The following is a 24,604-nucleotide window of genomic DNA, read 5'->3' on the forward strand; positions in this document are numbered from 1 at the left end:
CTAAATAAAGGAGCTGTATTATTGGAATTTCGAAGAGCAGTAGAAGCCGATATAAATCACATATTAAATATAATACACCAGGCGCAGGAATACTTGAAGGAAGCTGGAATTGACCAGTGGCAGAACGGTTATCCCGATATGGAGACAATTAAAGGGGATATAGAGAATAAACACGGCTATGTTCTGAGCAATGCCGGTAAGATTGCCGGTACAATAGCCGTTTCCTTTGACGGGGAAAAGACCTACAACGATATTTATGAAGGTATATGGCTTACACCCGACCGGTATGCGGTCATTCACCGGCTGGCTGTTGACGGCAGTTTGAAGGGTACGGGTCTGGCTTCCGTTATGATAAATGAAGCTGAAAAAATATGCCGCCGTAAATCAGTTTCAGGTATAAGGGTGGACACCCATGAAAAGAATATCTCCATGCAGAGGTTATTAAAAAAGAACGGATTCGCGTATTGCGGTATAATTTATTTGGAAGACCGAAGCAAGAGGCTTGCTTTTGAAAAAATACTCCGACAGGAGATTTAATTTATGCTTACACTCAATGGAAAAAGAAGAATTTTGTCCATAATCACCGCAGTACTGCTTGGCTGCGTGGTAATGGCCTATGTCGATGCGGTTATCAGGCCTGATTATGCAATTAAATCAGGAATAAAAATTGTGCTGTTTACCGGGCTGCCGCTGATATATTCGTTATTTGAAAAAGAGTTGGAACTGAAAAATCTGCTGAGGGTTAACGGGAAAAGTTTGGGTTTTGCTGCCGCACTGGGAGCAGGGGTATATATTTTTATACTGGGAGCTTACTACTTACTGTCGTCGTTTTTGGATTTTTCCAAAGTAACTGCAGCCTTACAGAACAATGTTGGAGTAACCAGGGATAATTTCATTTTTGTGGCGCTTTATATTTCTTTCATTAACTCCCTGCTGGAGGAATATTTTTTCAGAGGTGTTGCGTTCCTATGGCTGAAAAAAGCGGCGGGAAGAAAATTTGCATACATATTCAGTGCTGCGGCTTTTGCAGCATATCATATAGCCATAATGACCAGCTGGTTCAGTCCCGGGTTATTTGTCCTCCTGATTGCCGGACTTTTTGGGGCTGGGCTGCTATTCAACCGTTTGGATGAGAAATATGACAACATTTATGTTTCATGGCTGGTCCACATGTTTGCAAACTTCGCAATTAATACAATAGGTTTCATGCTGTTCGGAATCACACTGTAGCCTTTGTTTTACAGCATGCTATTATGCGTTGCAAGAACTCGGCAAATTTTACTATTGCAACAATCAAAATCCAGAAGGGGAGGATGTTATTTCTGATCAGGACGGCAAAGGAGATTGTTTCATACATGCACCTTATTCTTTCACGGCTGCCAATCCAAAAATCCGGTTTGGGAGTTTCAACTGCATAAATATGGCTCCAACAGTATTATTTATGAAGCCATTTGTTAATAAGTTACCTATTTTACGAAGCAGGGAGGGCCTTGTCTGATAAAAACTTAAAAAGTTAGAAGAAATTACCGAATAGTCCATATTGATAAAAGAAATACTAATTCATAAGGTTCCTGGGATCCAACAAGAGGAGCTTCAAAGTATTTACCAATACTTTGAAAGCGCACATGGCCAATTAACCTCCTTTATTCGCACATTGCGATAAGGGATATAGTTTTTCATCACTTTTTGTGCCTTGAGCACAGCGAAAGGAATGATAGTTAATATGGAAATAGCAACCGGATATTTTATCAGCAGGGCACCTGCTATTGAAGCGGCCAGATATTTAAGCAGGCAGGGTTTTAAAATTGAAGTTCTCGGGCATCAGAACCAGGAGGACTTCAGGGAGAGACAGGTGGCTAATGACCATGAGGACGGCCTGGAGGTGCCCTACTTCGGTTTTATGGGAGGAGTTACAGGTGCGGCATCAGGAATTAATGGTTTTATGCTTGCAGGAACAGGCCCTCTTATACAGGCACGTCCCATAGTCAGTCTGGTCAATGGAAGTATAGGCAGTGATTTTAAAGAGATAATGGTAAATTGGGGAGTACCCGGAGATATAGAACATGAAATAAAGGCTGTTATCGATTCGGGAAGTTCTGTGGTGATGGTTGAATGTGAATCCAGGGATAAGGATATTGTCAGAGAAACTCTTAAGAAGCAGGGTGCGCAGAATATTCATATATAGACATGTATATAGAAAAAGTACATGGTTGAAATTTTTCAGAGCTCGCTGCAAGCATTTTGCCTGCAATTTCAAACATGTACTTTTAATACCTTTCTTTTAATACCTTTTAAAATTATCTTCTTTCGTAAATAAACATATTCCGTTCTTTTCCAACCCGTTCAACAGCCCCAACATAAAATAGAACATTTAAAGCAGTTTGTGCCTTTGAAAGGCTCAGGCCGGAGGCTTTTTGAAACTCTCTGCTTGTAAAGCGGGGAGGGAGCGATTCGGGTATAAGTCTGGAGTAGTCACTTTTATTGTTTATATAAATTACTTTTTGCAGGTCTTTGGGAATCCTGTCATGCCGCCAGGAGCCTTTTTTGCCGTCGGTACTCCAGCCGTTAAGCAGGCGGTATTCTTCAATATCCAGGTATACAATGCATAGACGGAGATTTTCACTATTCAGGTAATTTTTTATTCTGTACAATTCAAAAAAGATATCATAAGCGGAGCCTTTTTTGGGAGAAAGCCTTTTCTTGCTTATTTCGCCTGTCTCTTCATTAATCCATAAAAGCCATTTGGTATACGCAACAGGATATACAAGTGTGACCTTGTTTTCAGGGAGAAAGGCCTTAAGCTTTCCCCTCAGTTTGTTCCACTGCCGGGTCTGGATTTCGGTTATTCCTTCAGTATTCAGTATATCTGCGTAATAGGAGCCAACTTTTATTTCATGGCAGCTTTCATCAGGTTCGAAATAGTGCTTAAGGACTGCATGAAGAGTTTTTTCTCCCAGAGTTCCGATACCTTCCCGGCGGTAGGCTGAGTCCATGACTTTGCCGCAGGCCTGCTCAAAATTATAAGAAGTACCCATATTGACCTCCCGGGCCATGTAAAGGATTCAATAAAATGCAACACGGTCCGATAAACATTTTACATTAATCCATTTAGTTATTCAATGAGGATTTCAGGCCATCAAGTGTCTAAGTTCCATTCCGCACAAATAATTTTTGCCGGCAAAAATTAAGCCGGGTTTGCATAAATTTTAGCAGCTTTTGGTTAAATATGTGTTAAATACTTCATGGACAGTATTGTTGCTCCAGATTTTATGTGATATTCTTTTAATAGATTTCTTTTTTTGGATTATTTTAGATTGTTATATATATTGTTTTACCCGAAAGGCACAGCAGACGCAGTAGAATTTGGCAGAAGTAGTTTTTAATATATACAAAAAATAATAGTCAGGGTGATAATATGCAAAAAACAAATCTTGTATTAAGACATTACAACAAATTAAAACCAATTAATTGCACTTTTATCAGCGGCGATACCAATAAAATATTTACCGTTAAAATCAGCGATAGTGAAAATCATGTGGCCGAAATGATAAAAGGGGATCCCGTATTGATCGGGATGATGGATGAAAGGGAAAATCTTACGGTTAACGGGGGAAGTGTTGTAGGTGCCAACCCCAAGGAGGAGCAGTACATAATATGTTCCAACAATGTGATCAATATTGCAAAGGAACTGGAGAAAAGACAATATGAAAGGTTCCCGACTTCTCTGCTCGGAGAGGTAAAGCTATTGGAATCCAACAAGAGAGAAAGCGCCTGTATTAAGGATTTTAGCTATTCAGGCATGTGCATATACTCTCCGGGGGATTTTGAGATCGACGACTTGATCGAAATAAACGTATTTTTAAGTAATTCTGTTTCAAAATATGATGCCACAGTTATTAGAAAAGCTAAAAATTTTGGAAGAAATGAATACGGCATTCAAATTATCCACAGGGATAAAAACTCCATGTATTCAACCGAAGCCCAGTTGACAAATATGGTCCAGGCTGAGAAAGAATTGATATACCGGCATTTGATAAATGCCAGATATAAATTTTAAAGATTTAATGCTAAAATATAGTTCATCAGGACTATATTTTTTTATATTTATTATGCAATAGACTTCAAACCTCCAAAGGATACGGAGGTTTGAAGCAAGACTATTTGCAGGAGGTATGCATGAAAAAGTTCATCGACACGAAACTGGAGGGCTTTAAGCTTCGTTATGCCGACGAAAGCGATACTGCCCTGATTCTGGATTTTATTAAGGAATTGGCCATATACGAAAAAATGTTGGATCAGGTGGTTGCCACTGAAGAAGGACTAAGGGATTCACTTTTCTGCAAAAAGGCAGCCGAAGTAATTATAGGAGAATATGAGGGAAAGCCTGTCGGTTTTGCTCTTTTCTTTCATAACTTTTCTACTTTTTTGGGTCAGGCAGGTTTATACCTTGAGGATTTATATGTAAAACCCGAAATGAGGGGAAAGGGAATGGGGAAGATTATGCTTGCCTTTCTGGCAGGGCTTGCACTGGAGAGAAACTGCGGACGTCTTGAATGGTGGGTGCTCGACTGGAATGAGCCTTCTATAAGATTTTATAAAAAGCTGGGTGCGGTTCCTATGGACGAGTGGATGGTTTACAGGGTAACCGGTGACAACTTGAAAGTTTTGGGAGAGAAATTTTAAATGAATATTCAGATTTTCGGAACAAAAGGTTTTGATACTCAGAAGGCCGAGAGATACTTTAAAGAACGGAAAATCAGGTATCAGTACATCGAATTGAATAAATACGGGCTAAGTAAGGGTGAATTTGACAGTGTTAAATCAGCTGTCGGTCTTAAGGCTTTAATTAATGAGAAAAGCAAAGAATATGAGCGCTTGAACATGAGGAATCTCGGCGTTGGAAAAGTGGCGGAGGAAGTGCTTTTCAAAAATCCAAAGCTATATAATTCACCCATAGTCAGAAACGGTAAAAAGGCTACGGTGGGTTATCAGCCCGATATATGGAAGGACTGGGAATAGAGTTTTGCTTCCGGCAATACGCTTTTGTTGATATTATAAAAAACAGCGGGAGGAAAGTATGATCAGGCACATACACATTCTTGGGGCGTCAGGTTCTGGTACAACTACTTTGGGCTGTGCTCTTGAGAAGGAATTGGGTTACAGGCACTTTGACACCGATTCTTATTTCTGGCTGCCTTCATGGCCCCCTTTTAAAAACATCCGACCAGCCGAAGATAGAAGAAAAATCCTTGAACAGGATATTCACACTGCTGACAAATGGGTCCTTTCGGGTTCATTATGCGGGTGGGGAGATGTGTTCATTCCCAGCTTTGAGCTTGTGGTTTTTCTATGGCTTCCCGGTGATATAAGGCTGTCCAGGCTTATTGAAAGGGAAAGGCAGAGATATGGAAAGGAAGCTCTGGAAGCAGGCGGGGAAATGTATGAAGCTTCAAAAGCATTTATCCAATGGGCTTCCAGATATGATGACGGTGGAATGGAGATCAGAAGCAAAACTTTGCACAAAGCCTGGCTGGGCGGCTTGAGCTGTCCCGTCCTGTCCCTTGAAGGGGATTTGTCTGTAGAGGAAAGGGTAAGCGCAGTCAAAGAATTGCTATATTAAATTAACCTGTTGTGCTAGTTGAAATTTTGTTTTGCTTTACATACAGATTTATTTAGGATCAACTGGTACGTGAGGACAACTTCATAAAATAAGATGCACGGTTAAAAACAATTTTTGCAATTGTTTTGGGGGCTCTTATTTTATGAAGTTAGTACGGAAGTCACCAGTTGACATAAAAAATACACCAGGTAAAGCAAAATTTAAATTAGTTGGCACAACAGGTTAAATTTAGAACGACTTTAATGAAATATGACATCAGTTGTCATATTTCCTCGTATATAATTTCCTTAAGACTAAATTTGAGACTGAAAATGAGGAGATGGTATTATATGTCTGAAAAATTTGATTTCAAAAAACAGTACAGAGATCTTTATATGCCTGGGGAAATCCCTCGGCAGATTGAAGTCCCTCCCATGAATTTCATATGCGTGGATGGGGCAGGTGATCCCAATGGCAGTGAATATGAAAAGGCTGTCGGCATCCTTTACGGCATTACTTTTACAATTAAAATGTCAAAGATGAGCGGAGCCCAACCGGCAGGATATTTTGAATATGTGGTGCCGCCCCTTGAAGGCCTGTGGTGGTATGAAGACGGAGCGTTTGATTTCCACAGGCGTGACAACTGGCTTTGGACCTCAATGATAAGACAGCCTGATTTTGTAACTCCCGAGGTTTTTGAATGGGCCGTCCATACCTGCAGAAAGAAAAAACCTGAACTTGATGTTTCAAAAGCAAGGTTCGAGACATTTACCGAGGGATTGTGCGTACAAATTCTCCACAGGGGACCATATGCAACCGAGCCGCAGTCTGTGGAACTGATGCGGCAATTTATGGAACAGAACCAGTTGAAGGACGCAACAGGTTTGCTGCGGAAGCATCACGAAATCTATCTGTCAGATCCGAGAAAGACTGCTCCTGACAAGCTTAGAACTGTCTTAAGGCATCCAGCGGAAAGAAATTCCCCGGGAAACGACCTGTGACAGCCATACCAGGTTATTAACACCATTCAAGCTGGAATAAACAGAGATACTGATATCGACAGAGAGCCAGACCACCGCTGAAAAACAGATCACCTCTCTGGCTTTTGCCGGGATCAGTGCGATAAATCTCAGCAGGGCGGGATGGATGATATAAACCAGGAAGAGAGACATTACCCCCCAGATAATTGAATTCCTGAGACAGATATATCCCATAAAATTGGCAAAATCACCGCTGTAGTCCCAGAGACATTTTGATGTCAATATATTCAGGAGAAGTCCTGCCAACAATTCTACCACCGAGGTTATAAGGGCGGCACATATGAAGACCAGAAACGGATGGGATTTGATATGATTGAGGATATAAACCACTAAAACCGATCCGATACCATACACCGCACACAGGGGGCCTATCAGGAATCCTCTTTTTACCAGGTGCCCATGATATATTGACATATATATGGTTTCTGCCACCCAACCTGTAAATGAATATAAAATAAAACATATAAAAAGATTAATTAATTTTTCATTCAGTAATGATTTACCGGACAATTCATTCCTGAGTTTGACGACCATATTCATTGTTTAGCAACACCCCAATTTTAATCCTTATATATGTATATTCAAAAGTGCCGGAAAAATTGAAAAGTATTGCGTTCCAATCCCCGGCCTCAAAGTTGACATGGAAATTTTGCTTTGATAATATCAGACTTGAGAACGTGTTGAATAACTACCTATATTCGCCGCATTGCGATAAAGGATAATGACTTACAAACATTTTGTTGCCGCTATGCGGCTCAAAGCTATAAAATGGCTTGGGAGGTTAATTTGAAAACCTATGTGGGCAATCAGTTTAAAGAACTTAAAATAGTGCTTGGAGGCAGGGAGTTAAAGTATACACTTAAAAGAACCGGCAGAAGGAGCATTGGTATTTCAATAGACAAAAACGGTGCCATAACTGTTGCAGGACCGTATAGGGTATCGGAAACCTCCATAAAGGGACTGCTTGAAAAAAAGGCTTCCTGGATTTTGGACAAATTGTCTGCAATAGAAGCCCAAGCTGCCGGTTCAGACGGCCCCAGAGCTTTTATTGACGGAGAGGGCTATCTTTATATGGGCCGGGTTTATAAACTTAAACTTATTGAAGACCGGCTGCTGAAAAGGCCGGTAGTCAGGTTGGGAGAAAACAGCCTGGAAGTATACCATAAAGTTCCGGAAAAACCCGAAGAGCTCAGGGCTGTTTTGAGGGAATGGTATGTAACACAGTTTGCCAAAAAGCTTGAAGGCAGATTACCCGCCTATTCGCAGCAGATTGGTGTATCACCGGGAAGAGTGACCATACGTGAACAAAAAACACGCTGGGGCAGCTGCAGCTCCAGCGGGAATCTCAATTTTAACTGGAAGCTGGTCATGGCTCCGGTTGAAGTGATGGATTATGTGATAGTTCACGAGCTGTGTCATATGAAGGAATTAAACCATTCTTCAAGCTTTTGGGCTTTAGTGGGAAAAGTCTGCCCTGACTATAAAAATCACAGGAAATGGCTGAAGGAAAATGGAAATAAATTAACTCTTGATTAAGTTGAAAATTAATTGAGCAGGCCCAAATTATTTTAATCTGATTAAAATTGTCAGGGCTTTTAGATAAGATTATACATTGTCACAGGAGTCAAATGGTATTATACTAAACTTTGTATGAAGAAAACCATGAATTTTTGTCCGCTAATGTTCAATAGTTCTTGTATTATTAAATTGTTGTAGTATGGAGGTAAAAATGATTTATAAAAAATATGGTAAAACCGGCAAAGACATATCCGTTATAGGTTTTGGGGGAATGAGGTTTCCAAAGACAGGGGATACCTATGACTATGATAAGTGTGCCGAGATTGTTGTAAAGGCCGGAGAACTTGGAGTCAATTATTTTGATACGGCGCCTTATTACTGTGATGACAACAGTGAGTTTATAATGAGCCATGCTTTTAAAAACATGAAAAAGCAGTTCTATGTCTCAACCAAAAGCAGCCAGAAAGATGGGGCAAAGCTCAGGGAGCAGCTGGAAACTTCTCTGAAGCGGATGAATCTTGAAAAAATCAACTTCTTTCATATCTGGTGCATTCTGAATATGGATGACTTCAAAAGCAGGATGGTTAAGGGCGGCGCTTATGAGGCTGCTCTCAAGGCCAAGGAAGAGGGGCTTATAGAGCATATTGTTTTTTCAACCCATTGCAATGGTGATGAAATAGAAACCATTGTTAACGAGGATTTGTTTGAGGGCATGACAGTGGGCTATAATATCTTGAATTTTCCATTCAGACAAAAAGGCTTGCAGGCTGCCTGTAAAAAGGGACTTGGTGTTGCCGTAATGAACCCGCTGGGCGGGGGCTTGATTCCACAAAAGGCTGAATATTTTGATTTCATCAGAAGCGAGGATGACGAAACCGTAGTGGATGCAGCCTTGAGATTTAATGCATCCCATGACGAAATTACAACCGTACTGGCCGGAATGGGAAGTGTTGAAGAAGTCGTGCAGAGCTGCCATATAGGTGAAAACCTTAAAAAACTTGATGAAAAGAAGCTGAAGGAAATTGAAGGAAAGCTGTTCAATTCCATGGATAAGCTATGTACCGGCTGCCGTTACTGTGAACATTGTCCCAAGAAGATCCCCGTATCAAAATTCATGTTGGCCTATAACAACAAGATACTTCAAAATGAGCAGGAGGTTTTAAATAATCTCAAAAATCATTGGGGCATTGAATACAAGAAGGCTAAGGAGTGTATTGAATGCGGCATTTGTGAAGGCAAGTGCACCCAGCATCTTCCCATAATTGCCAGACTCAGGGATGTAGGTGTCTGGGGAGATGCCGCAAACCAGTAATATTAAAGAATGAAGGAGTAATTGAAATGGAAGAAGTACTGGAATATTTAAGAGAATGCGGAACATTTTATCTTGCAACCATGGACGATGATCAGCCTAGAGTACGTCCGTTCGGTGCATTGGGGATTTTCGAAGGCAAGCTGTATACTTCCACAAGCAATGTAAAAAATGTGTTTGCTCAAATGATTAAAAACCCAAAAGTTGAAATTTCAGGTATGGCTAAGGATGGCTCGTGGATCCGTCTGACTGCAATTGCAGTCCGGGACGACAGAATAGAGGCAAGACAACACCTGCTTGAAGATAATTCCTCGTTAAAATCCTTATATGCTGCCGATGATGGAAAGTATAAAGTATTTTATTTAAAAAATGCAACAGCGGTGATATCATCATTTACCGGACAACCTAAAACAATTCAATTTTAATATATAACCCCAAAATCCATTTAAATGATCTTTATCTTTGAAGCCTGCTTTCGCAGGCTTTTTTTCTTTACCTTATCTACAATATTTTTTCACGATTGTATCCCTATATAAACATTGATGATACCTGACTCCAGGGCTTAAAATTACTGTGACAAAAAAATAACAAAGTGTACCTGCTTTTAAGGCAAAAAATAAATGGCACGGGAAACGGAAATGGAGATAAAAATGAACGATTCAAGGTTTGAAGTTGTCGACTGTATCTTAAAAAAATATGATAATAACAAATCATATCTGATCGCGGTTCTGCAGGAGATCCAGAATGAGTACAAGTACCTGCCTGAAGAACTGATGGAATACGTTGCGGAAAAACTGGATATCAATCTCTCGAAAATATTCAGCGTAGCAACCTTTTATGAAAATTTTTCACTTGTTCCAAAGGGAAAGTACATTATCAAGGTCTGTGACGGAACGGCCTGCCATGTAAGGAAATCCATCCCCATATTGAATGCCATGAGGAAAGAGCTTGGCTTGAGTGACAGCAAACATACAACGGATGACATGCTGTTCACGCTTGAAACGGTTTCCTGTCTGGGTGCCTGCGGACTGGCTCCCGTTATCACCATAAATGACAAGGTCTACGCAAAAATGACACCCGATTCAACAGTTGAAATATTAAGGACTTTAAGGAGTGAAGGACAATGAAAATAAACAATCTCAAAGAATTAAAAGCCTTTTCTGCCAAGTCGACAAATGCCCTGGATAATCAGAAAAAAAAGGTCCTGGTATGTGCCGGTACAGGCTGTGTTGCCGGCGGATCGATTGAAATCTACAACAGGATCAGAGAACTTATAGATGCACATGAGCTTTTGGTTGATCTGGAACTGGATTATGAAAAAGAGGGAATAGGAGTAAAGAAAAGCGGCTGCCACGGCTTCTGTGAAATGGGTCCTCTGGTTAGAATCGAGCCTGAAAATTATTTGTATTTGAGGGTTCAGTTTGAGGATTGTGTTGAGATCGTTGAAAGGACACTCATTCACAACGAACCTGTGGAACGTTTGATGTACAGTGCTGAAAACCGTATTTATAAGGCACAGGAGGACATTCCTTTTTATCACAAGCAGACCAGAATGGTTCTGAAAAACTGCGGCAGCATAAATGCCGAATCCTTTGCGGAATATGTTGCAAAAGGCGGTTATGAAGCCCTTAGCAAGGTGTTGTTTGAAATGAAGCCTGATGAGGTATGTCAGTCAATCATTGATTCAAACCTCAGAGGAAGGGGGGGCGGAGGTTACCCTGCCGGAAGAAAGTGGGCACAGGTGCTCAGACAGGACAGCGAAGTAAAATATGTTGTCTGTAACGGTGACGAGGGCGACCCGGGAGCCTTCATGGACAGAAGTATCATGGAGGGCGATCCTCACGGTGTGATTGAAGGCATGCTCATTGCGGGTTATGCAACCAAAAGCACTGCCGGATATATATATGTCAGAGCGGAATACCCTCTGGCGGTGGAGCGGCTGAGGATAGCAATTGAAGATGCCAGAAAACACGGATTACTGGGAAAGAACATATTAAATTCCGGCTTCTCCTTCGATATAAACATCAACAAAGGGGCGGGAGCCTTCGTCTGCGGAGAAGGAAGCGCATTGACCGCATCCATAGAAGGTGAAAGGGGCATGCCGAGGGTAAAACCTCCGAGGACGGTTGAAAAGGGTTTGTGGCAGAAGCCTACGGTTCTCAATAATGTTGAGACCTTTGCCAATGTACCTCTGATAATAAAGAACGGAAGCAGCTGGTTCAAAGGCATAGGACCTGAAAACAGCCCCGGGACAAAAGCCTTTGCAATAACCGGCAATGTTAACAACACCGGGCTTATAGAAGTACCTATGGGAACTACTCTTAGAGAAGTAATATTCGACATCGGAGGCGGCATCAAAAACGGAAAGAAATTCAAGGCCGTCCAGATAGGAGGCCCTTCAGGAGGCTGTCTTACAGAGGAACACCTGGACCTGCCCCTGGACTTTGACTCCCTGAAAAAGGTAGGAGCCATGATCGGTTCGGGCGGACTTGTTGTTATGGACGAAGATACCTGTATGGTGGAAGTTGCAAGGTTCTTTATGAACTTCACCCAGAACGAGTCCTGCGGAAAATGTGTTCCGTGCAGGGAAGGGACCAAGAGAATGCTTGAAATCCTTGAAAAGATAGTCGAAGGAAAAGGTACCGTAGAGGATCTTGATTTGCTGGAAGAACTGGCCGACACCATAAGCAGTACGGCGCTGTGCGGATTGGGCAAATCTGCCGCAAGTCCCGTATCAAGTACTTTGAAGTATTTCAGGAAGGAATATGTGGAGCACGTTGTAGACAAAAAATGTGTCACACATACATGTAAAGCCCTGGGCTCAATTGTAATTGAGAAGGAGAAATGCAAGGGCTGCAGCAAATGTGCAAGACTTTGCCCGGTTCAGGCCATTGTGGGCAAGGTAAAAGAGCCGTACACCATCAACCCGGATAAATGCATCAAATGCGGTGCCTGTATCGAGGCTTGTGCCTTTAAAGCCATAAAGGAGGCCTGACGCAAAGAGGGTGAAGGATGCATCCTTTGCACGGATTTGTAATCTTTGTGCTTCAAAAACTCAAGGGTCTTTTCAATACTGTAGTATAGCGTGCACGTACTTAGTACGTTGAGCACGCAGATAGGAGAATTTTTATGGGAAACATGATTATAGATGGACAGATAGTTGAATTCAATGAAGAAAAGAATATTCTTGCCGTCATACGCAAAGCGGGAATAGAACTTCCTACCTTCTGCTACCATTCCGAACTGAGCGTCTATGGCGCCTGCAGAATGTGCATGGTTGAGGATAAGTGGGGGAGCACTCTGACCTCCTGCTCCACTCCGCCCAAGGATGGGATGGAAGTCTGGACAAATACCGAAAAACTTAAAAAGCACAGAAAAATGATCCTGGAGCTGCTCCTTGCAAACCATGACAGGGATTGTACCACCTGTGAAAAAAGCGGCAGGTGCAAGCTTCAGGAAATCGCTCTGAAGGTGGGCGTCAAGAAGATCAGATTCGGGCAGGAAAAGAAGGAGATGCCTGTTGATGATCTGGGCCCTTCGATTGTAAGGAACCCCAACAAGTGCATACTTTGCGGAGACTGTGTCAGAGCCTGTCAGGAAATTCAGGGCGTCGGGGTATTGGATTTCGCATACAGGGGTTCAAAACTTCAGGTCACCACTGCATTTAACAAAGCCCTGCATCAGGTTGACTGTGTAAACTGCGGACAGTGCCGTGTAGTTTGCCCCACCGGTGCTCTGATGATAAAGAAGGATATGGACAGGGCCTATGAAGCCCTGCAGGACAAGAACAAGCGTGTAATCGCACAGATTGCACCTGCAGTCAGGGTGGCCATAGGCGAGGAGTTCGGAATGGAACCCGGCGCCATCACCATGGGCAAAATAGTTGCTGCGTTAAGAAAACTGGGCTTTGATCAGATATTTGATACGGCGGTGGGCGCCGATCTCACGGTTATAGAAGAGGCGGAAGAACTAATGGACAGAATACAAAACAGGGATAAGCTGCCTCTGTTCAGTTCCTGCTGCCCTGCCTGGTTCAAGTATGCCGAACAGAAGCATCCCGAATTAATGGACAATGTTTCCTCCTGCCGTTCACCGCAGCAGATGTTCGGTGTTGTCATAAAAGAGCAGTTCAAAAAACTTTATAAAGATGACCGAAAAGAAAATATAGTGATAGCAATAATGCCATGTACAGCCAAAAAGTTTGAAGCTGCAAGACCTGAGAACAAGACCGGCGGAATCCCGGATGTGGATATGGTCATAACAACCCAGGAGCTTGCAATAATGATCCAGGAGAATGGTATCGTATTCAACGAGCTGGAAGATGAAGCCCTGGATATGCCCTTTGGCTTCACAAGCGGTGCAGGTGTCATCTTCGGAGTAAGCGGCGGTGTTTCGGAAGCTGTTTTGAGATACTACTACAAGGAAAGAACGGCTGCTGTGCTGCAAGGCATTTCATACTCGGGAGTCAGGGGAATGGAAGGTGTCAAGGAGGCCACAGCCGAGATTGACGGTCAAAAGGTAAGAATCGGTGTGGCTCACGGTCTGAAAAATGCTGAAAACCTCATAAAAAAAATCCTCAGGGGTGAGGAGAAGTTTGATTTCGTCGAGGTCATGGCCTGCCCGGGCGGATGTGTCGGAGGCGCAGGACAGCCTATTCCCCAGAACAATGACGTACGAAGAAAGAGGGCCAGGGGAATATACAAGGTTGATACGGCATCCCCCATAAAGAGATCCGAGGACAACCCGGCCATAGAAGCTCTATACGAGGGAGTATTGAAGAGCAACAGGGAGATACTTCACAGGCACCACAAATAAGCAGGTTAAATGAAAAAATTCAAAGTAAAAATATCCAATAAATCCAGAAAATAAAGAAATGGGGTGTAAATATGCCTGGAAAGAAAAATTGTGAAATTAGCACAAGTGGAGCAGAAAAAGGTTATGACCCTTGCAGGATGCTTTCGGTTGTAGATGCTGCCAGAACCGATATGGAATATAACTGCTGCGGATGTGAAAATGAGTAGTTGAATTCATGGAAAACATGGTTGCCTGCCGGGAAAAGTGCACGCTGATGCATTTACAAGTAAAAATGCATCAGTGGTACTTGGCTGGCAATAAGACGCATTAATTAAACAAAACGATATATTAACAGGCCACATATGGATTGACATAAATTTAACAATGGCTTACAATTATATTGTTATTTGTTTAACAAAGAACATCTTTATTATGTTTGGTATGCAGATGGAGGATAAGTACAATGCTTGATATTTATGTATGCGTGGGAAGCTCGTGTCATCTCAAGGGCTCATATCAGATCATAAACTGCTTCCAGAGACTTATTAAGGAAAACCGTTTGGAAGAAAAGGCGGTGCTTAAAGCTTCCTTTTGTATGGGCAAGTGTACAAACGGTGTTTGCGTAAAAATAGGTGATGTTTTCTACGGGGATGTGGCTATCGTCAATGCCGAAAGTTTCTTTCATGAGAAGGTTATTAATCGATTAGAGGCGGAATTATGAGTGTAATCCAATTTAGGGAAGCAAATTGCAAAAACTGCTACAAGTGCATACGGAGTTGTCCTGTTAACGCAATAGCCTTCAGAAATGACCAGGCCGAGATTATACATGAGGAATGCACCCTGTGCGGAAACTGTCTGAAAGTCTGTCCTCAGAATGCAAAAAGCGTAAACAGCGAAATAGAAAAGGTGAAGAAATTTATCGCTAAAAAGGAAAAGGTGTACGTAAGTCTGGCACCTTCATTTATTTCTGCCTTTGACTATGATGAAAAATGGCTGTATTTTGCTCTCAAAAAGCTTGGCTTTACTCATATTGAAGGAACTGCCAACGGCGCATACCTGGTTTCGAGACAGTATGAGAAACTGCTGCAAAAAAGGGAAATGAAAAATATTATTACCAGCTGCTGTTCCTCTATTATTTTATTAATAGAAAAATATTATCCCCAGCTCAGGGACCAGCTGGCACCTGTTGTGTCACCGATGATCGCCCATGCCAAAATGCTAAGGGAAACCTACGGTCAAAGAATAAGAATTGTATTTATCGGACCCTGTATTTCCAAAAAAGAGGAATGCAATGATTTACAGAATGAAAACCAGATAGATGCGGTGATTACCTTCGAGGAACTGGATAAGTGGCTGGAGGAAGAGGGTATCTATCAGCAAGAAGCCACGGCGGATGAAATGAAGAATTTTGATACTATTACCAGAATTTATCCGGTTCCCGGTGGAATTCTCAAGACAATCGACAGAAACAGCAAAAAAAATTACCGGTCCATCAGTGTTGATGGCGTTGACAGATGCATAGACATATTGAATTCAATAGATGAAGGCAATATGGAAAATTATCTGATAGAGATGAGCAGCTGCACCGGAGGCTGTATTGCGGGGCCGTGTATGAAACATGTGCCGGGAGGATTTTTAGCCTCAAGGGAAAGACTTCTCAACTATGCAAAGAGGACGGCAGCCAATCAGAATGACAGCAGCAATTCTCTGATGGCGGCCACCAGGATAGAGCTGTCCAAAACCTTTATTGACAGATCCAAAAAGGCCGAACTGCCATCGGAAGCTGTAATTCAAGGAATATTGAACAGTATCGGTAAATTCAGCGAAGACAAGGAGCTGAACTGCGGTGCCTGCGGATATCCCTCCTGCAGGGAAAAGGCAATAGCCGTGTATTTTGGAAAAGCACAGGTTCACATGTGTCTGCCCTATATGAGGGAAAGAGCGGAATCCATTTCGAATATTATAATCAATTATACTCCTTATGCTATTTTCGCACTGGATAAAAATCTGAACATACAGGAAGTAAACAAGTCTGCGAAAACCATGTTCAAACTGGGTGCTACCGACGTTGAGGGCATGAATATCAGGGAAGTCCTGGATTGCCAAATGTTTGAAACAGTTCTTGAGAGCGGGGAAAATATATACGACGAAAAATATGTCTATGAGACTTTTAATATGGTAGTCAGGCAGTCTGTAATAAATGTAAGCAAGCATAATACTTTGATTGTGATAATAAATGATATAACCGATGAGGAAAATCAAAGACAGAAAATTTATGAAAGCCGGCAGCAGAATATTGATATTGCTCAAAAGGTCATGGAAAAACAAATGAGAGTTGCTCAGGAAATTGCAAGCCTTCTTGGCGAAACAACTGCTGAGACAAAGGTTGCCCTGACGAAACTGAAAAAATCAATTATGTCAGAGATGGGTGAAGTCAAGTGAGCCTCTACATTGATGTAAATTATGAAAGTTTAAATAAATACAGGGAGGAATTGTGCGGAGACAAGGTTGAGATCATCAGGAGCTCGGACTCGGTTGTAGTTGTGCTGGCCGACGGTCTGGGAAGCGGTGTCAAGGCCAATATACTTGCCACACTAACCTCTAAAATAATCGGCACCATTATGTCCAACGGGCTGGACATTGATGAAGCAGTCAATACCATTGCCAGTACCCTGCCTGTTTGTAAGGAACGAGGAGTCGCTTACTCGACTTTTTCAATCATTCAGATATTCAATAACGGTGAAGGCTATCTTGTGGAATTCGACAACCCTGCCATAATGAGGCTGCGCAAGGGCAAACTGCTGGAAATTGAAACCGAAAGCCGTGAAATCAGCGGAAAACTTATTAATGAAGCCAGATTCACCGTCAGTCCCGATGATCTGTTTGTTATGATCAGCGACGGAGTTATCCACGCAGGTATAGGCCAAACTCTTGACCTTGGCTGGCAGTGGGGCAACGTCAGGGAATATGTCCAGAAAACCTATAAAAAGGATATGTCCTCAAAAGCTGTTGCCAAGCTGCTTTTGGCGGCCTGCGACAGCCTCTATGCCAATGAGCCCGGTGATGACACCACCGTTGTGGCTCTCAAGGCCAAAAAGCCTATCAAGCTGAATTTGATGATCGGGCCTCCCGTTGATTCCCAGAACGACAGGGACATTGTCACCAGATTTGTTGGCAGGGAGGGCAAAAAGGTTATTTGCGGGGGCACTACCTCACAGATTGTCGCACGCATAACAAAAAAAGAAATAAAAACCTCTATTGAGTATTTCAATCCGTCGGTGCCTCCCACTGCCGAAATAGACGGAATAAATCTCACCACCGAGGGCGTGCTGACGCTCAGGAAAACTCTGGAGCTGCTAAAAACCTGTGTTTCACCTGAGAGTACCATGAATGACTATTTGAAGCTGAATAAAAAGGACGGAGCCTCAAGATTGGCCAAGATGCTGCTTGAGGAAAGCACAAGCATTTATTTTTTTATCGGCCAGGCTATAAATCCCGCCCACCAGAATCCTGAATTTCCTCTCAACATGGGGCTGAAGTTCAAGCTGGTCGAGGAGATAGCGGGTTTGCTGAGACAGGCCGGAAAGCATATAACGATAGAATATTGTTAATTAACATAATATAAGCATATATGGATGGAGGAAGACTATGGGCTTGCGGACCATACATCTAAAACTTCATAAACCCGGCGCGGCAAAGAGAAATATAATCAATAAGGCGTTTTTGAATTATAATAATGCATACAATTATTTACTGGGCAAAGCCTATTCTGAAATTGATATCATAGAAGAGCGGTGCAGATCCAAGAAGGGGACATATAGCACCCTGGGGCTGTCCAAATGGATAGACAGCGATTTATCGGCAGAAATAAACAGGTTTGACATTCAACCTTTCAAGGACTCGCTTAAGCTTGATTTCGGTATGACCCTGGCAAGCTATTTCGTTCAGAAAAAAAATAATCCGCAAATGCCATATCCGGGCTTTAAGAGTGAGCCGGTGACACTCGGGGAAAAACTCAGACCCATTTATTTTTGCAGATATGACACCAAAAGATGTTTTTGTCTCCTGCACGATGCCGTAAATCAGAAATTTTTCGCCAAGCTTTTTTTAATGAATACACGGAACGGCAAGGACAGGTGCAGTCATGAATTTAACAGAGAGTTAAATTATATTTCAAAGAAACCCGAGAAAGCAAAGGCCTTAAAAAAGGAAACTTTTATTATAGTACCCCTTTCTTTCGGAAAATGGCAGCTTGATTTTCTGATGCAGGCGGTTGAAAAGCCCGAAATGCTCAGAACTGCAAGGCTGATTAACAAAAACAATGAATATTATCTGAGCTTGAGCATAGATCTGCCCGAAGACGATAAAATTGAAACGAACACTTTTCTCGGTGTCAGCAGGGGTATGGAAAGCGCTGTGAACTACACTGCCGTTGACGGGCAGGGACACCTGCTTCTGAACGGCACCTTTGACTGCAGGAATTCTGAAAACCAGTCGGAGTGCAAAAAAGAAATGCATAAGCTGGCAAGTGAAATTGTAAACCTTGCCGTAAAAAACAAATCAATGGTGGTTCTCCAGAACCTGACGGGCAAGGGTGACAAATTGAGCTGGACTGATGAAGGAAAAACGGTTAAACCGGTATTTGGCTGCAAACAGTATAATGACCTTGCCAGAATTCTTGACTACAAGCTGCCGCAAAAGGGTCTTCCCCCTCCGGCAAAGGTGAGTTCGGTGGATATATTCCACAGCTGCAGTGTCTGCGGCAGCAATACCAAGAAAAACAGGTTTTCAAAAACCCTGTTCATTTGCACTACATGCGGGTTGAGCAGCAGCCTTGACAGCCTGGGCAGTCTAAACCTGTCAACCAAGCTTATAAGGTATAAAAACACCCCTTTTAAGCTCAAAGCCCGGAGAACAATGGAAGGGATGTATTTGCAGAACGAACTCATAGGTCTGGACTTTTTTGTACCCAGATATCAAAATCCGCTGGATATTCTCAAGGAAAAAATCCAGGAAATATCCGATTCCTTTGAAGAGTATGCGGGTGAGAGGAAGCTCAATTCCAAGGAAGTAAGGAGCATAATAGAGAAACTTAAAAGAAATAATTTTGCCAATATTGAAATTGTCTGAACGGTAAAATTATAAATTTATATTTATATATAATTGTGCTTTTGCTGCCGCACATAGCCTACAGAGTGGGCTTGAATGTATGCAAATATGTTCAAAAAAGTGCAGCTATCTAACCTATGAAGCCGTGTCAGCCTGCCTGACACGGCTTTGTTTAAATTCATTTGCCGTTTGGATACGTTTTTGATATTATTAAGGTGATTTTATATATAATACAATTAAGGAATCATAGGTGATACAATGTTGATTTCTGCCGGAAAAAAACGTTTTCTTATTAAAATAAAGGAAAGCAAAATGGGCAACAGCTTTAAAAAAATGAGCTTCAAGTCAAAACTCATATTTTCCTTTATATTTGTTTCCATAATTCCCATACTGCTGGTTCAATCAATCTCATACTTCAATACTACTTCTGCCATGAAGGAGAATGTCAATGAGCTTATAACCTATAACCTGGCGCAAACCGAAAAGAACCTCAATACCACTCTGAATTCCTACATGGACATACTTTATCAGATATATACCGACGATGAGATAATAGAGCTTGTTAAAAAGATAAATGCCGAAACCGACAGTGCCATGGAGATAAGCCTGCTTCGTGACAAGCTGAGCAAGCTTACCAATTCAAAGGAAGGGATCAGGAGCATAGCAATCCTGAGCGCAGGCGGGAAGACGGCATTTTACGATACATTGACGGCTTCTTCACTGGACAGCTCCTGGATGAACAAAAATTTTGAAAAGTCTGAATTCTACCGGAATATAACCTCCAGCAAGGGTTCGGTTTTAATTCCGACCTCATATGCATCCCAGCTGGGTGATAAGAAATATTACCTGTTCCATATTGCTAATAAAATGGTGGATTTTAATGATATCAGAAAGGATGCCATAGGAGTCATAGTAATAAGCATAGATGAAGACATAATTTACAGGGCCTGCAATGAGGTGGATGCAAAGAAAGAGGCAAAAAAGAGTGTAAGAAGTGTAAATTTTATAGTTGATAAGAATGGGTATATAATATCCTTCCCGGACAAAGACCTCATAGGTGCAAATATTTCCTTATATGACCCGGCCGGAACAAATGGACGGGAGGATGAATATACGGCTGCAGCCCGGAAAATATCATACTTTGACAGCAGCAGCATAATAACAAATTCATTAACAAGTGAAAAGAATGGCTGGATAATTGTAAATGCCGTAGATCAAAGTTTTCTTTTCAGCAAAGTGTATATGACGCAGAGACTGACAATAACCTTCGGAATCCTGGCATTGCTGTTTTCAATAATAATAATTTTTTATGTTACAAGAAACTTCTCAGGGTCCATCGGAAAAATTCTGCATGCCATGAAAACAGCACAGGAAGGTGAATTGTCCGTAAGAGTGGAACTGGACGACGACGGGGATGAAATGTCTGCAATAGCCGCCAGGTTCAATAAAATGATCTATAAGATCAATAAGCTGGTGGAAGAGGTCAGGGCTGCCACCTTCAAACAAAAGGAGGCTGAAATCAGAGCCCTTGAAGCTCAAATCAACCCACATTTCCTCTATAATACACTTGATGCCATAAACTGGATGGCAATTGAAAAGGATGAGCATGAAATAAGCAATATGCTCAAATCATTGGCTCAAATATTGCGTTACAGTGTCAATAAAAGCAACAGCATAGTAAAACTCAGGGAAGAGATAGAATGGCTTAAACAATACATTTACCTTCAACAGACCAGATTTAACTATTCATTTGAGTGTTTCATGGAGGTGGATGAAAAGGTTCTGGATTTTAATATTCACAAGCTTCTGCTCCAGCCCTTCATAGAAAATGTGATAATACATGGTTTTGAAGGAATTAACAAGGGCGGGGTACTGGATATCGGCATTAAAGGTTGGGAGAATTCAATAATGATTGTGATCAGGGACAACGGTAAAGGAATTGATCCTGAGACTGTTTCAAAACTTAACTCACCCGATGATAAGGAAATCACGGCAAAAGGAAGCGGTCTGGGAGTAAGCAACGTATTTAACAGGATAAAGATGTATTATGGAGACAGCGGCAGCTGGCAGGTGGAGAGCGAAACGGGAAAAGGTACAACCATAACCCTAAAAATACCAAAACTGTAGCAGAAACTGTTGTTTGACCGGCAGTATACGCAGATAGGAGCCTGGGATGAGAATTGTTGTGGTGGAAGATGAATATAGGGTTCGTTCAGGGGTAGTAAAGCTTATAGGTAAGATAAAGCCTGAATACGAGGTTGTTGCCGAAGCCGAAAACGGACTTGCAGGAGTTGACACGATTTGGGAAAATAAACCCGATCTGGTTATCGTCGATATCAAAATGCCGTTGATGGATGGGATTGAGATGCTTTCAAAGCTGAAGGAAAAAGGTATAAAGCACAAAACAATAATTCTCAGCGGTTATTCGGATTTTGAATTTGCTCAGAAAGCCATCAAGCTGGGTGTAAGTGAATATCTTCTTAAACCCGTAACAGTCAACGATCTGGAGCAAACCCTTTTAAACATTGAAAAAGAAATCCTTATGGAGAAAATGCTGGAGGCAAATCAGACTCAGGTGCTCAGCTCCATTGAAAATATTTTTCAAAATATTGTTATGGGCGGCAGCGATAAAGTTGAAGAAATGTACCGGTTTTTATCCGACAGGTATGGGCTTGGACAGAATACGGAATTTGCGGCTGTAAGCGTTTATTACGGTACAAATGACCGGGACCATATAAACAAATTGAAGATAATTTTGGCAGATGACCTGACAGGCTTCGGTTCCGGCAGCTTTACAATATTTGATCTGGCCCTGCATCAGGAAATTATAGTTTTAATATACAATAGTGAGAACCTTCAGGCTTATGAAAGGTTTTTTCAAAACAGGGCAATAAGGGATATATTGGGACAGGATTTTAAAGGCCTGGCTTTTGGCTGGATACAGTTCACCGGACCGGAAAATATAAAAAACAGCATAAACACCATCAGAAAAGAATTGAAATGGTCCATTGTGCTTGGAGAAGATATATTGATATCCTATCCCAAAACCCGTCAGATAAACACAAAGCTCATTCATTATCCGATTGAGCTGGAGTCGGCTTCAAAAGCCTGTGTATTTTCAAATGATCCGGGCAGGCTGAACAGACTTTTTGAAGAATTCGCCTCCTGGTGGAGAAAGGAGCTCTATCACCCGGCAGGGGTCATTGAAGCCTTTGTCAGGTTTGCATCTTCAATCATAAATGTGATCAAAGAGACGGATTATGATCTCTATGAAGCAATAAACCAGAAAGAAACACTGCAGAAACTCATAGATTCAATTACCTGGAGAGAGCTTCATAGTGCACTGTTTTCAATAATTGAAAAAATCACAGCCGGTTCAAACAGGGAAGTACAGGCTGTAAGTCTTATTGTCAAGAAAGCGGTAAGCCTGGTGAATGAATTTTACAAGGACGGTATAACTCTGGATCAGACCGCGGCACGGCTTAACATAACACCGGAATATCTCGGTTCTCTTTTCAACAGGGAGATGGGTATAAATTTCAGTACTTACATTAAGGGTTTCAGGATAAAAAAAGCAAAAGAGCTGCTGATAGGCAAGGATTTGAAAACCTATGAAATATCCCGGCAGGTGGGGTATTCCGATCCCAAATATTTCTGCCGGGTTTTTAAGGAAACAACCGGTTTGACCCCGGGAGAATATCAAAAAGCATATAAATAATATCTGGTGGTGAGATCTGTGAAAAAATTATTGTTGATAATCACATGCATATTACTTGTATATTCTTTCAGCGGATGTGTTGACAAAAAGAAGGACAATACCCCGGCCCGTATGGAAAATGCTGAAAGAACAAAATTATCTCTGCTTTTTTATTACGAGGGACAGGAGAGATTTTCACTTGTCAATAATCTTTGCAATGCCTTTAACAACCAGCAGAAGGAAAGCGAAGCAATACCCGAGTTTGTGCCTTTTGAGGAATTGAAGAAAAAACTTTTGACGGGTATGGCCCAGGGAGACCCGCCCGACCTGGTCATCTATGATGTGCCGGATTATGCGTATTTAGCCGAAAGGGGCATTCTGGAGGACATAACCGATAATATCAAAAGCTGGCAGGATTTCACACAGTTTTATGAAAATTCAATAGAAGCCTGTACCTACAAGGGAAGAATATACGGAATGCCCATAGGCCAAAACTGCCTGGCATTGTTTTATAATAAAAAAATGCTGGAGGATAAGAAGCTCAGTCCTCCGCGGACATGGTCCGAGCTGAAAACAACAGCTCTTAAATTGTCAAATGGAAATGTCCATGGAATGGGGATCTGCGCACAAAACAGCGAACAGGGAATGTTTCAGTTCCTGCCATGGCTGTATTCTACAGGAGCCGATACCTCCGATCTTCAAAGCGCCGGAGCTGTAAAGGCATTTACGTTTTTGGCCGAGCTGGTGGACCAGGGGGCAATGAGCAAGGAAATCATCAACTGGTCACAGGCTGATGTGATGAAACAGTTTGCCGACGGGAAAATCGCCATGATGCTCAATGGCCCGTGGCAGCTGTCCGAGCTCAGGATCAAGGCGCCTGAGCTGGAATATGGCATTGTCAGGATTCCCATGGATAAAAAATCAGTCACAATTCTTGGCGGAGAAAATATAAGTGTTGTTAAAGGTCAAAATAAGGACAAGGCCTTCGAGTTTTTGAAATTCTTTTGCAGTGCTGAAAATGTAAGAACCTTTACAAAATCAATGGCATATTTCCCCTCGAGGAAGGACGTTCCGGTGGATGAAGAGCTGAACCGGCCTGGAGTGAGCCTGTTCGGTGAAGAGGTCCACAAAGCCATTCCCAGGGGCCCTGATCCCAACTGGCCCGAAATATCAAAAATAGTTACCGGTGAACTCCATGAAGTCCTGACCCAGAAAAAGTCACCTGAGGCCGCAGCGAAAGCAGCCCAGGCCGATATGGAAAACTTAGTGAAATGACGGAACTTCATAGCACTGCGCTGCTGTCAAAAAGACTTGTCTCAAAATAATACAATTGTAATACATTAAATCAATATTAATCATAGTGCGCGAGGACAACATCAATAAATTGAAGCTCCAATAAAAGGAAATACCTGAAATTGTAGGTGTTTCCTTTGTGGGCTTCAATTTATTGATGTTTGTACGGGAGCACTATGACAAATTTCTCACATGTATTCAATTGTTTTATTTTGTAGCAGTCTTTTTTATTTTACTTTGGATTT

At 42.0% G+C, this 24,604-nt stretch carries 24 protein-coding genes; 22 read left to right on the forward strand and 2 right to left on the reverse strand.

Annotation, left to right across the window (positions count from 1 at the left end; translation table 11 throughout):
- Positions 1-21 precede the first annotated feature (21 nt).
- The 3 genes from T344_RS0100105 to T344_RS0100120 all read left to right on the forward strand — a co-directional run bounded on the left by T344_RS0100105 (position 22) and on the right by T344_RS0100120 (position 2,185).
- A complete protein-coding gene (locus tag T344_RS0100105) occupies positions 22-537 on the forward strand; it encodes a GNAT family N-acetyltransferase (protein WP_027627026.1) in 516 nt (171 codons plus the stop codon).
- 3 nt (positions 538-540) lie between these two features.
- Positions 541-1,230 (forward strand): CPBP family intramembrane glutamic endopeptidase, encoded by a 690-nt coding sequence (locus tag T344_RS0100110; protein ID WP_027627027.1) that lies wholly within the window; start codon positions 541-543, stop codon positions 1,228-1,230.
- A 481-nt stretch (positions 1,231-1,711) separates the two neighbouring features.
- On the forward strand, positions 1,712-2,185 hold the full coding sequence (locus tag T344_RS0100120; RefSeq protein WP_154669397.1) for a hypothetical protein: 474 nt from the start codon (positions 1,712-1,714) through the stop codon (positions 2,183-2,185).
- A 112-nt stretch (positions 2,186-2,297) separates the two neighbouring features.
- Here the strand turns inward: T344_RS0100120 and T344_RS0100125 are convergent, their stop codons facing one another.
- Positions 2,298-3,035 (reverse strand): DUF8091 domain-containing protein, encoded by a 738-nt coding sequence (locus T344_RS0100125; RefSeq protein WP_027627029.1) that lies wholly within the window; start codon positions 3,033-3,035, stop codon positions 2,298-2,300.
- 380 nt (positions 3,036-3,415) lie between these two features.
- On the opposite strand from T344_RS0100125, the gene T344_RS0100130 reads away from it, so the two are divergent.
- The 5 genes from T344_RS0100130 to T344_RS0100150 all read left to right on the forward strand — a co-directional run bounded on the left by T344_RS0100130 (position 3,416) and on the right by T344_RS0100150 (position 6,600).
- Entirely contained in the window at positions 3,416-4,057 is a 642-nt protein-coding gene (locus T344_RS0100130) for a PilZ domain-containing protein (RefSeq protein WP_027627030.1), read from the forward strand.
- Between the two features lie 119 nt (positions 4,058-4,176).
- Positions 4,177-4,683: a GNAT family N-acetyltransferase gene (locus T344_RS0100135; protein ID WP_027627031.1), complete on the forward strand. Its 507-nt coding sequence runs from the start codon at positions 4,177-4,179 to the stop codon at positions 4,681-4,683.
- Positions 4,684-5,019: an arsenate reductase family protein gene (locus tag T344_RS0100140; RefSeq protein WP_027627032.1), complete on the forward strand. Its 336-nt coding sequence runs from the start codon at positions 4,684-4,686 to the stop codon at positions 5,017-5,019.
- A gap of 58 nt (positions 5,020-5,077) precedes the next feature.
- A complete protein-coding gene (locus T344_RS0100145; protein WP_027627033.1) occupies positions 5,078-5,620 on the forward strand; it encodes an AAA family ATPase in 543 nt (180 codons plus the stop codon).
- A 329-nt stretch (positions 5,621-5,949) separates the two neighbouring features.
- On the forward strand, positions 5,950-6,600 hold the full coding sequence (locus tag T344_RS0100150) for a GyrI-like domain-containing protein (protein WP_027627034.1): 651 nt from the start codon (positions 5,950-5,952) through the stop codon (positions 6,598-6,600).
- On the opposite strand, the gene T344_RS0100155 is transcribed toward T344_RS0100150, so the two are convergent.
- Positions 6,556-7,179, reverse strand: coding sequence for a putative ABC transporter permease (locus tag T344_RS0100155; RefSeq protein WP_051571492.1), 624 nt, complete (start codon positions 7,177-7,179; stop codon positions 6,556-6,558). The two genes, T344_RS0100150 and T344_RS0100155, sit on opposite strands and share 45 nt — an antisense overlap.
- Before the next feature lie 246 nt (positions 7,180-7,425).
- Between T344_RS0100155 and T344_RS0100160 the strand changes: the two genes are divergently transcribed.
- The 14 genes from T344_RS0100160 (at position 7,426) to T344_RS27260 (ending at position 24,341) form a co-directional block, all read left to right on the forward strand.
- Entirely contained in the window at positions 7,426-8,175 is a 750-nt protein-coding gene (locus tag T344_RS0100160) for a M48 family metallopeptidase (RefSeq protein WP_051571493.1), read from the forward strand.
- A gap of 193 nt (positions 8,176-8,368) precedes the next feature.
- On the forward strand, positions 8,369-9,469 hold the full coding sequence (locus tag T344_RS0100165) for an aldo/keto reductase (RefSeq protein WP_027627037.1): 1,101 nt from the start codon (positions 8,369-8,371) through the stop codon (positions 9,467-9,469).
- A 26-nt stretch (positions 9,470-9,495) separates the two neighbouring features.
- A complete protein-coding gene (locus tag T344_RS0100170; RefSeq protein WP_027627038.1) occupies positions 9,496-9,891 on the forward strand; it encodes a pyridoxamine 5'-phosphate oxidase family protein in 396 nt (131 codons plus the stop codon).
- A gap of 225 nt (positions 9,892-10,116) precedes the next feature.
- On the forward strand, positions 10,117-10,593 hold the full coding sequence (locus T344_RS0100175) for a complex I 24 kDa subunit family protein (RefSeq protein WP_027627039.1): 477 nt from the start codon (positions 10,117-10,119) through the stop codon (positions 10,591-10,593).
- Complete coding sequence (locus tag T344_RS0100180) at positions 10,590-12,461, forward strand: NADH-quinone oxidoreductase subunit NuoF (protein ID WP_027627040.1); 1,872 nt, start codon at positions 10,590-10,592, stop codon at positions 12,459-12,461. Before T344_RS0100175 ends, T344_RS0100180 begins: the two co-directional genes overlap by 4 nt.
- Before the next feature lie 134 nt (positions 12,462-12,595).
- Positions 12,596-14,281 (forward strand): [FeFe] hydrogenase, group A, encoded by a 1,686-nt coding sequence (locus T344_RS0100185; protein WP_004629896.1) that lies wholly within the window; start codon positions 12,596-12,598, stop codon positions 14,279-14,281.
- A 71-nt stretch (positions 14,282-14,352) separates the two neighbouring features.
- On the forward strand, positions 14,353-14,487 hold the full coding sequence (locus tag T344_RS31685; RefSeq protein ID WP_278246127.1) for a hypothetical protein: 135 nt from the start codon (positions 14,353-14,355) through the stop codon (positions 14,485-14,487).
- Between the two features lie 236 nt (positions 14,488-14,723).
- Positions 14,724-14,981, forward strand: coding sequence for a (2Fe-2S) ferredoxin domain-containing protein (locus T344_RS0100195; RefSeq protein ID WP_004629721.1), 258 nt, complete (start codon positions 14,724-14,726; stop codon positions 14,979-14,981).
- Entirely contained in the window at positions 14,978-16,702 is a 1,725-nt protein-coding gene (locus tag T344_RS0100200) for a [Fe-Fe] hydrogenase large subunit C-terminal domain-containing protein (RefSeq protein ID WP_027627041.1), read from the forward strand. The genes T344_RS0100195 and T344_RS0100200 overlap by 4 nt, the downstream gene beginning before the upstream one ends.
- On the forward strand, positions 16,699-17,871 hold the full coding sequence (locus T344_RS0100205; RefSeq protein ID WP_027627042.1) for a SpoIIE family protein phosphatase: 1,173 nt from the start codon (positions 16,699-16,701) through the stop codon (positions 17,869-17,871). Before T344_RS0100200 ends, T344_RS0100205 begins: the two co-directional genes overlap by 4 nt.
- A 37-nt stretch (positions 17,872-17,908) precedes the next feature.
- Complete coding sequence (locus T344_RS0100210) at positions 17,909-19,390, forward strand: transposase (RefSeq protein ID WP_027627043.1); 1,482 nt, start codon at positions 17,909-17,911, stop codon at positions 19,388-19,390.
- A 237-nt stretch (positions 19,391-19,627) separates the two neighbouring features.
- The gene (locus T344_RS0100215; RefSeq protein WP_027627044.1) at positions 19,628-21,496 is read left to right on the forward strand and encodes a sensor histidine kinase; all 1,869 of its coding nucleotides are present in this window, start codon (positions 19,628-19,630) and stop codon (positions 21,494-21,496) included.
- Positions 21,497-21,542: 46 nt separating this feature from the next.
- The gene (locus tag T344_RS29500; protein WP_027627045.1) at positions 21,543-23,087 is read left to right on the forward strand and encodes a response regulator transcription factor; all 1,545 of its coding nucleotides are present in this window, start codon (positions 21,543-21,545) and stop codon (positions 23,085-23,087) included.
- 18 nt (positions 23,088-23,105) lie between these two features.
- Positions 23,106-24,341 carry an ABC transporter substrate-binding protein gene (locus T344_RS27260; protein ID WP_051571496.1) on the forward strand — a complete coding sequence of 412 codons (1,236 nt, stop codon included), beginning with the start codon at positions 23,106-23,108 and terminating at the stop codon, positions 24,339-24,341.
- Positions 24,342-24,604: the final 263 nt, after the last annotated feature.

Source organism: Ruminiclostridium cellobioparum DSM 1351 = ATCC 15832, from assembly GCF_000621505.1.
GTDB lineage: Bacteria > Bacillota > Clostridia > Acetivibrionales > DSM-1351 > Ruminiclostridium > Ruminiclostridium cellobioparum.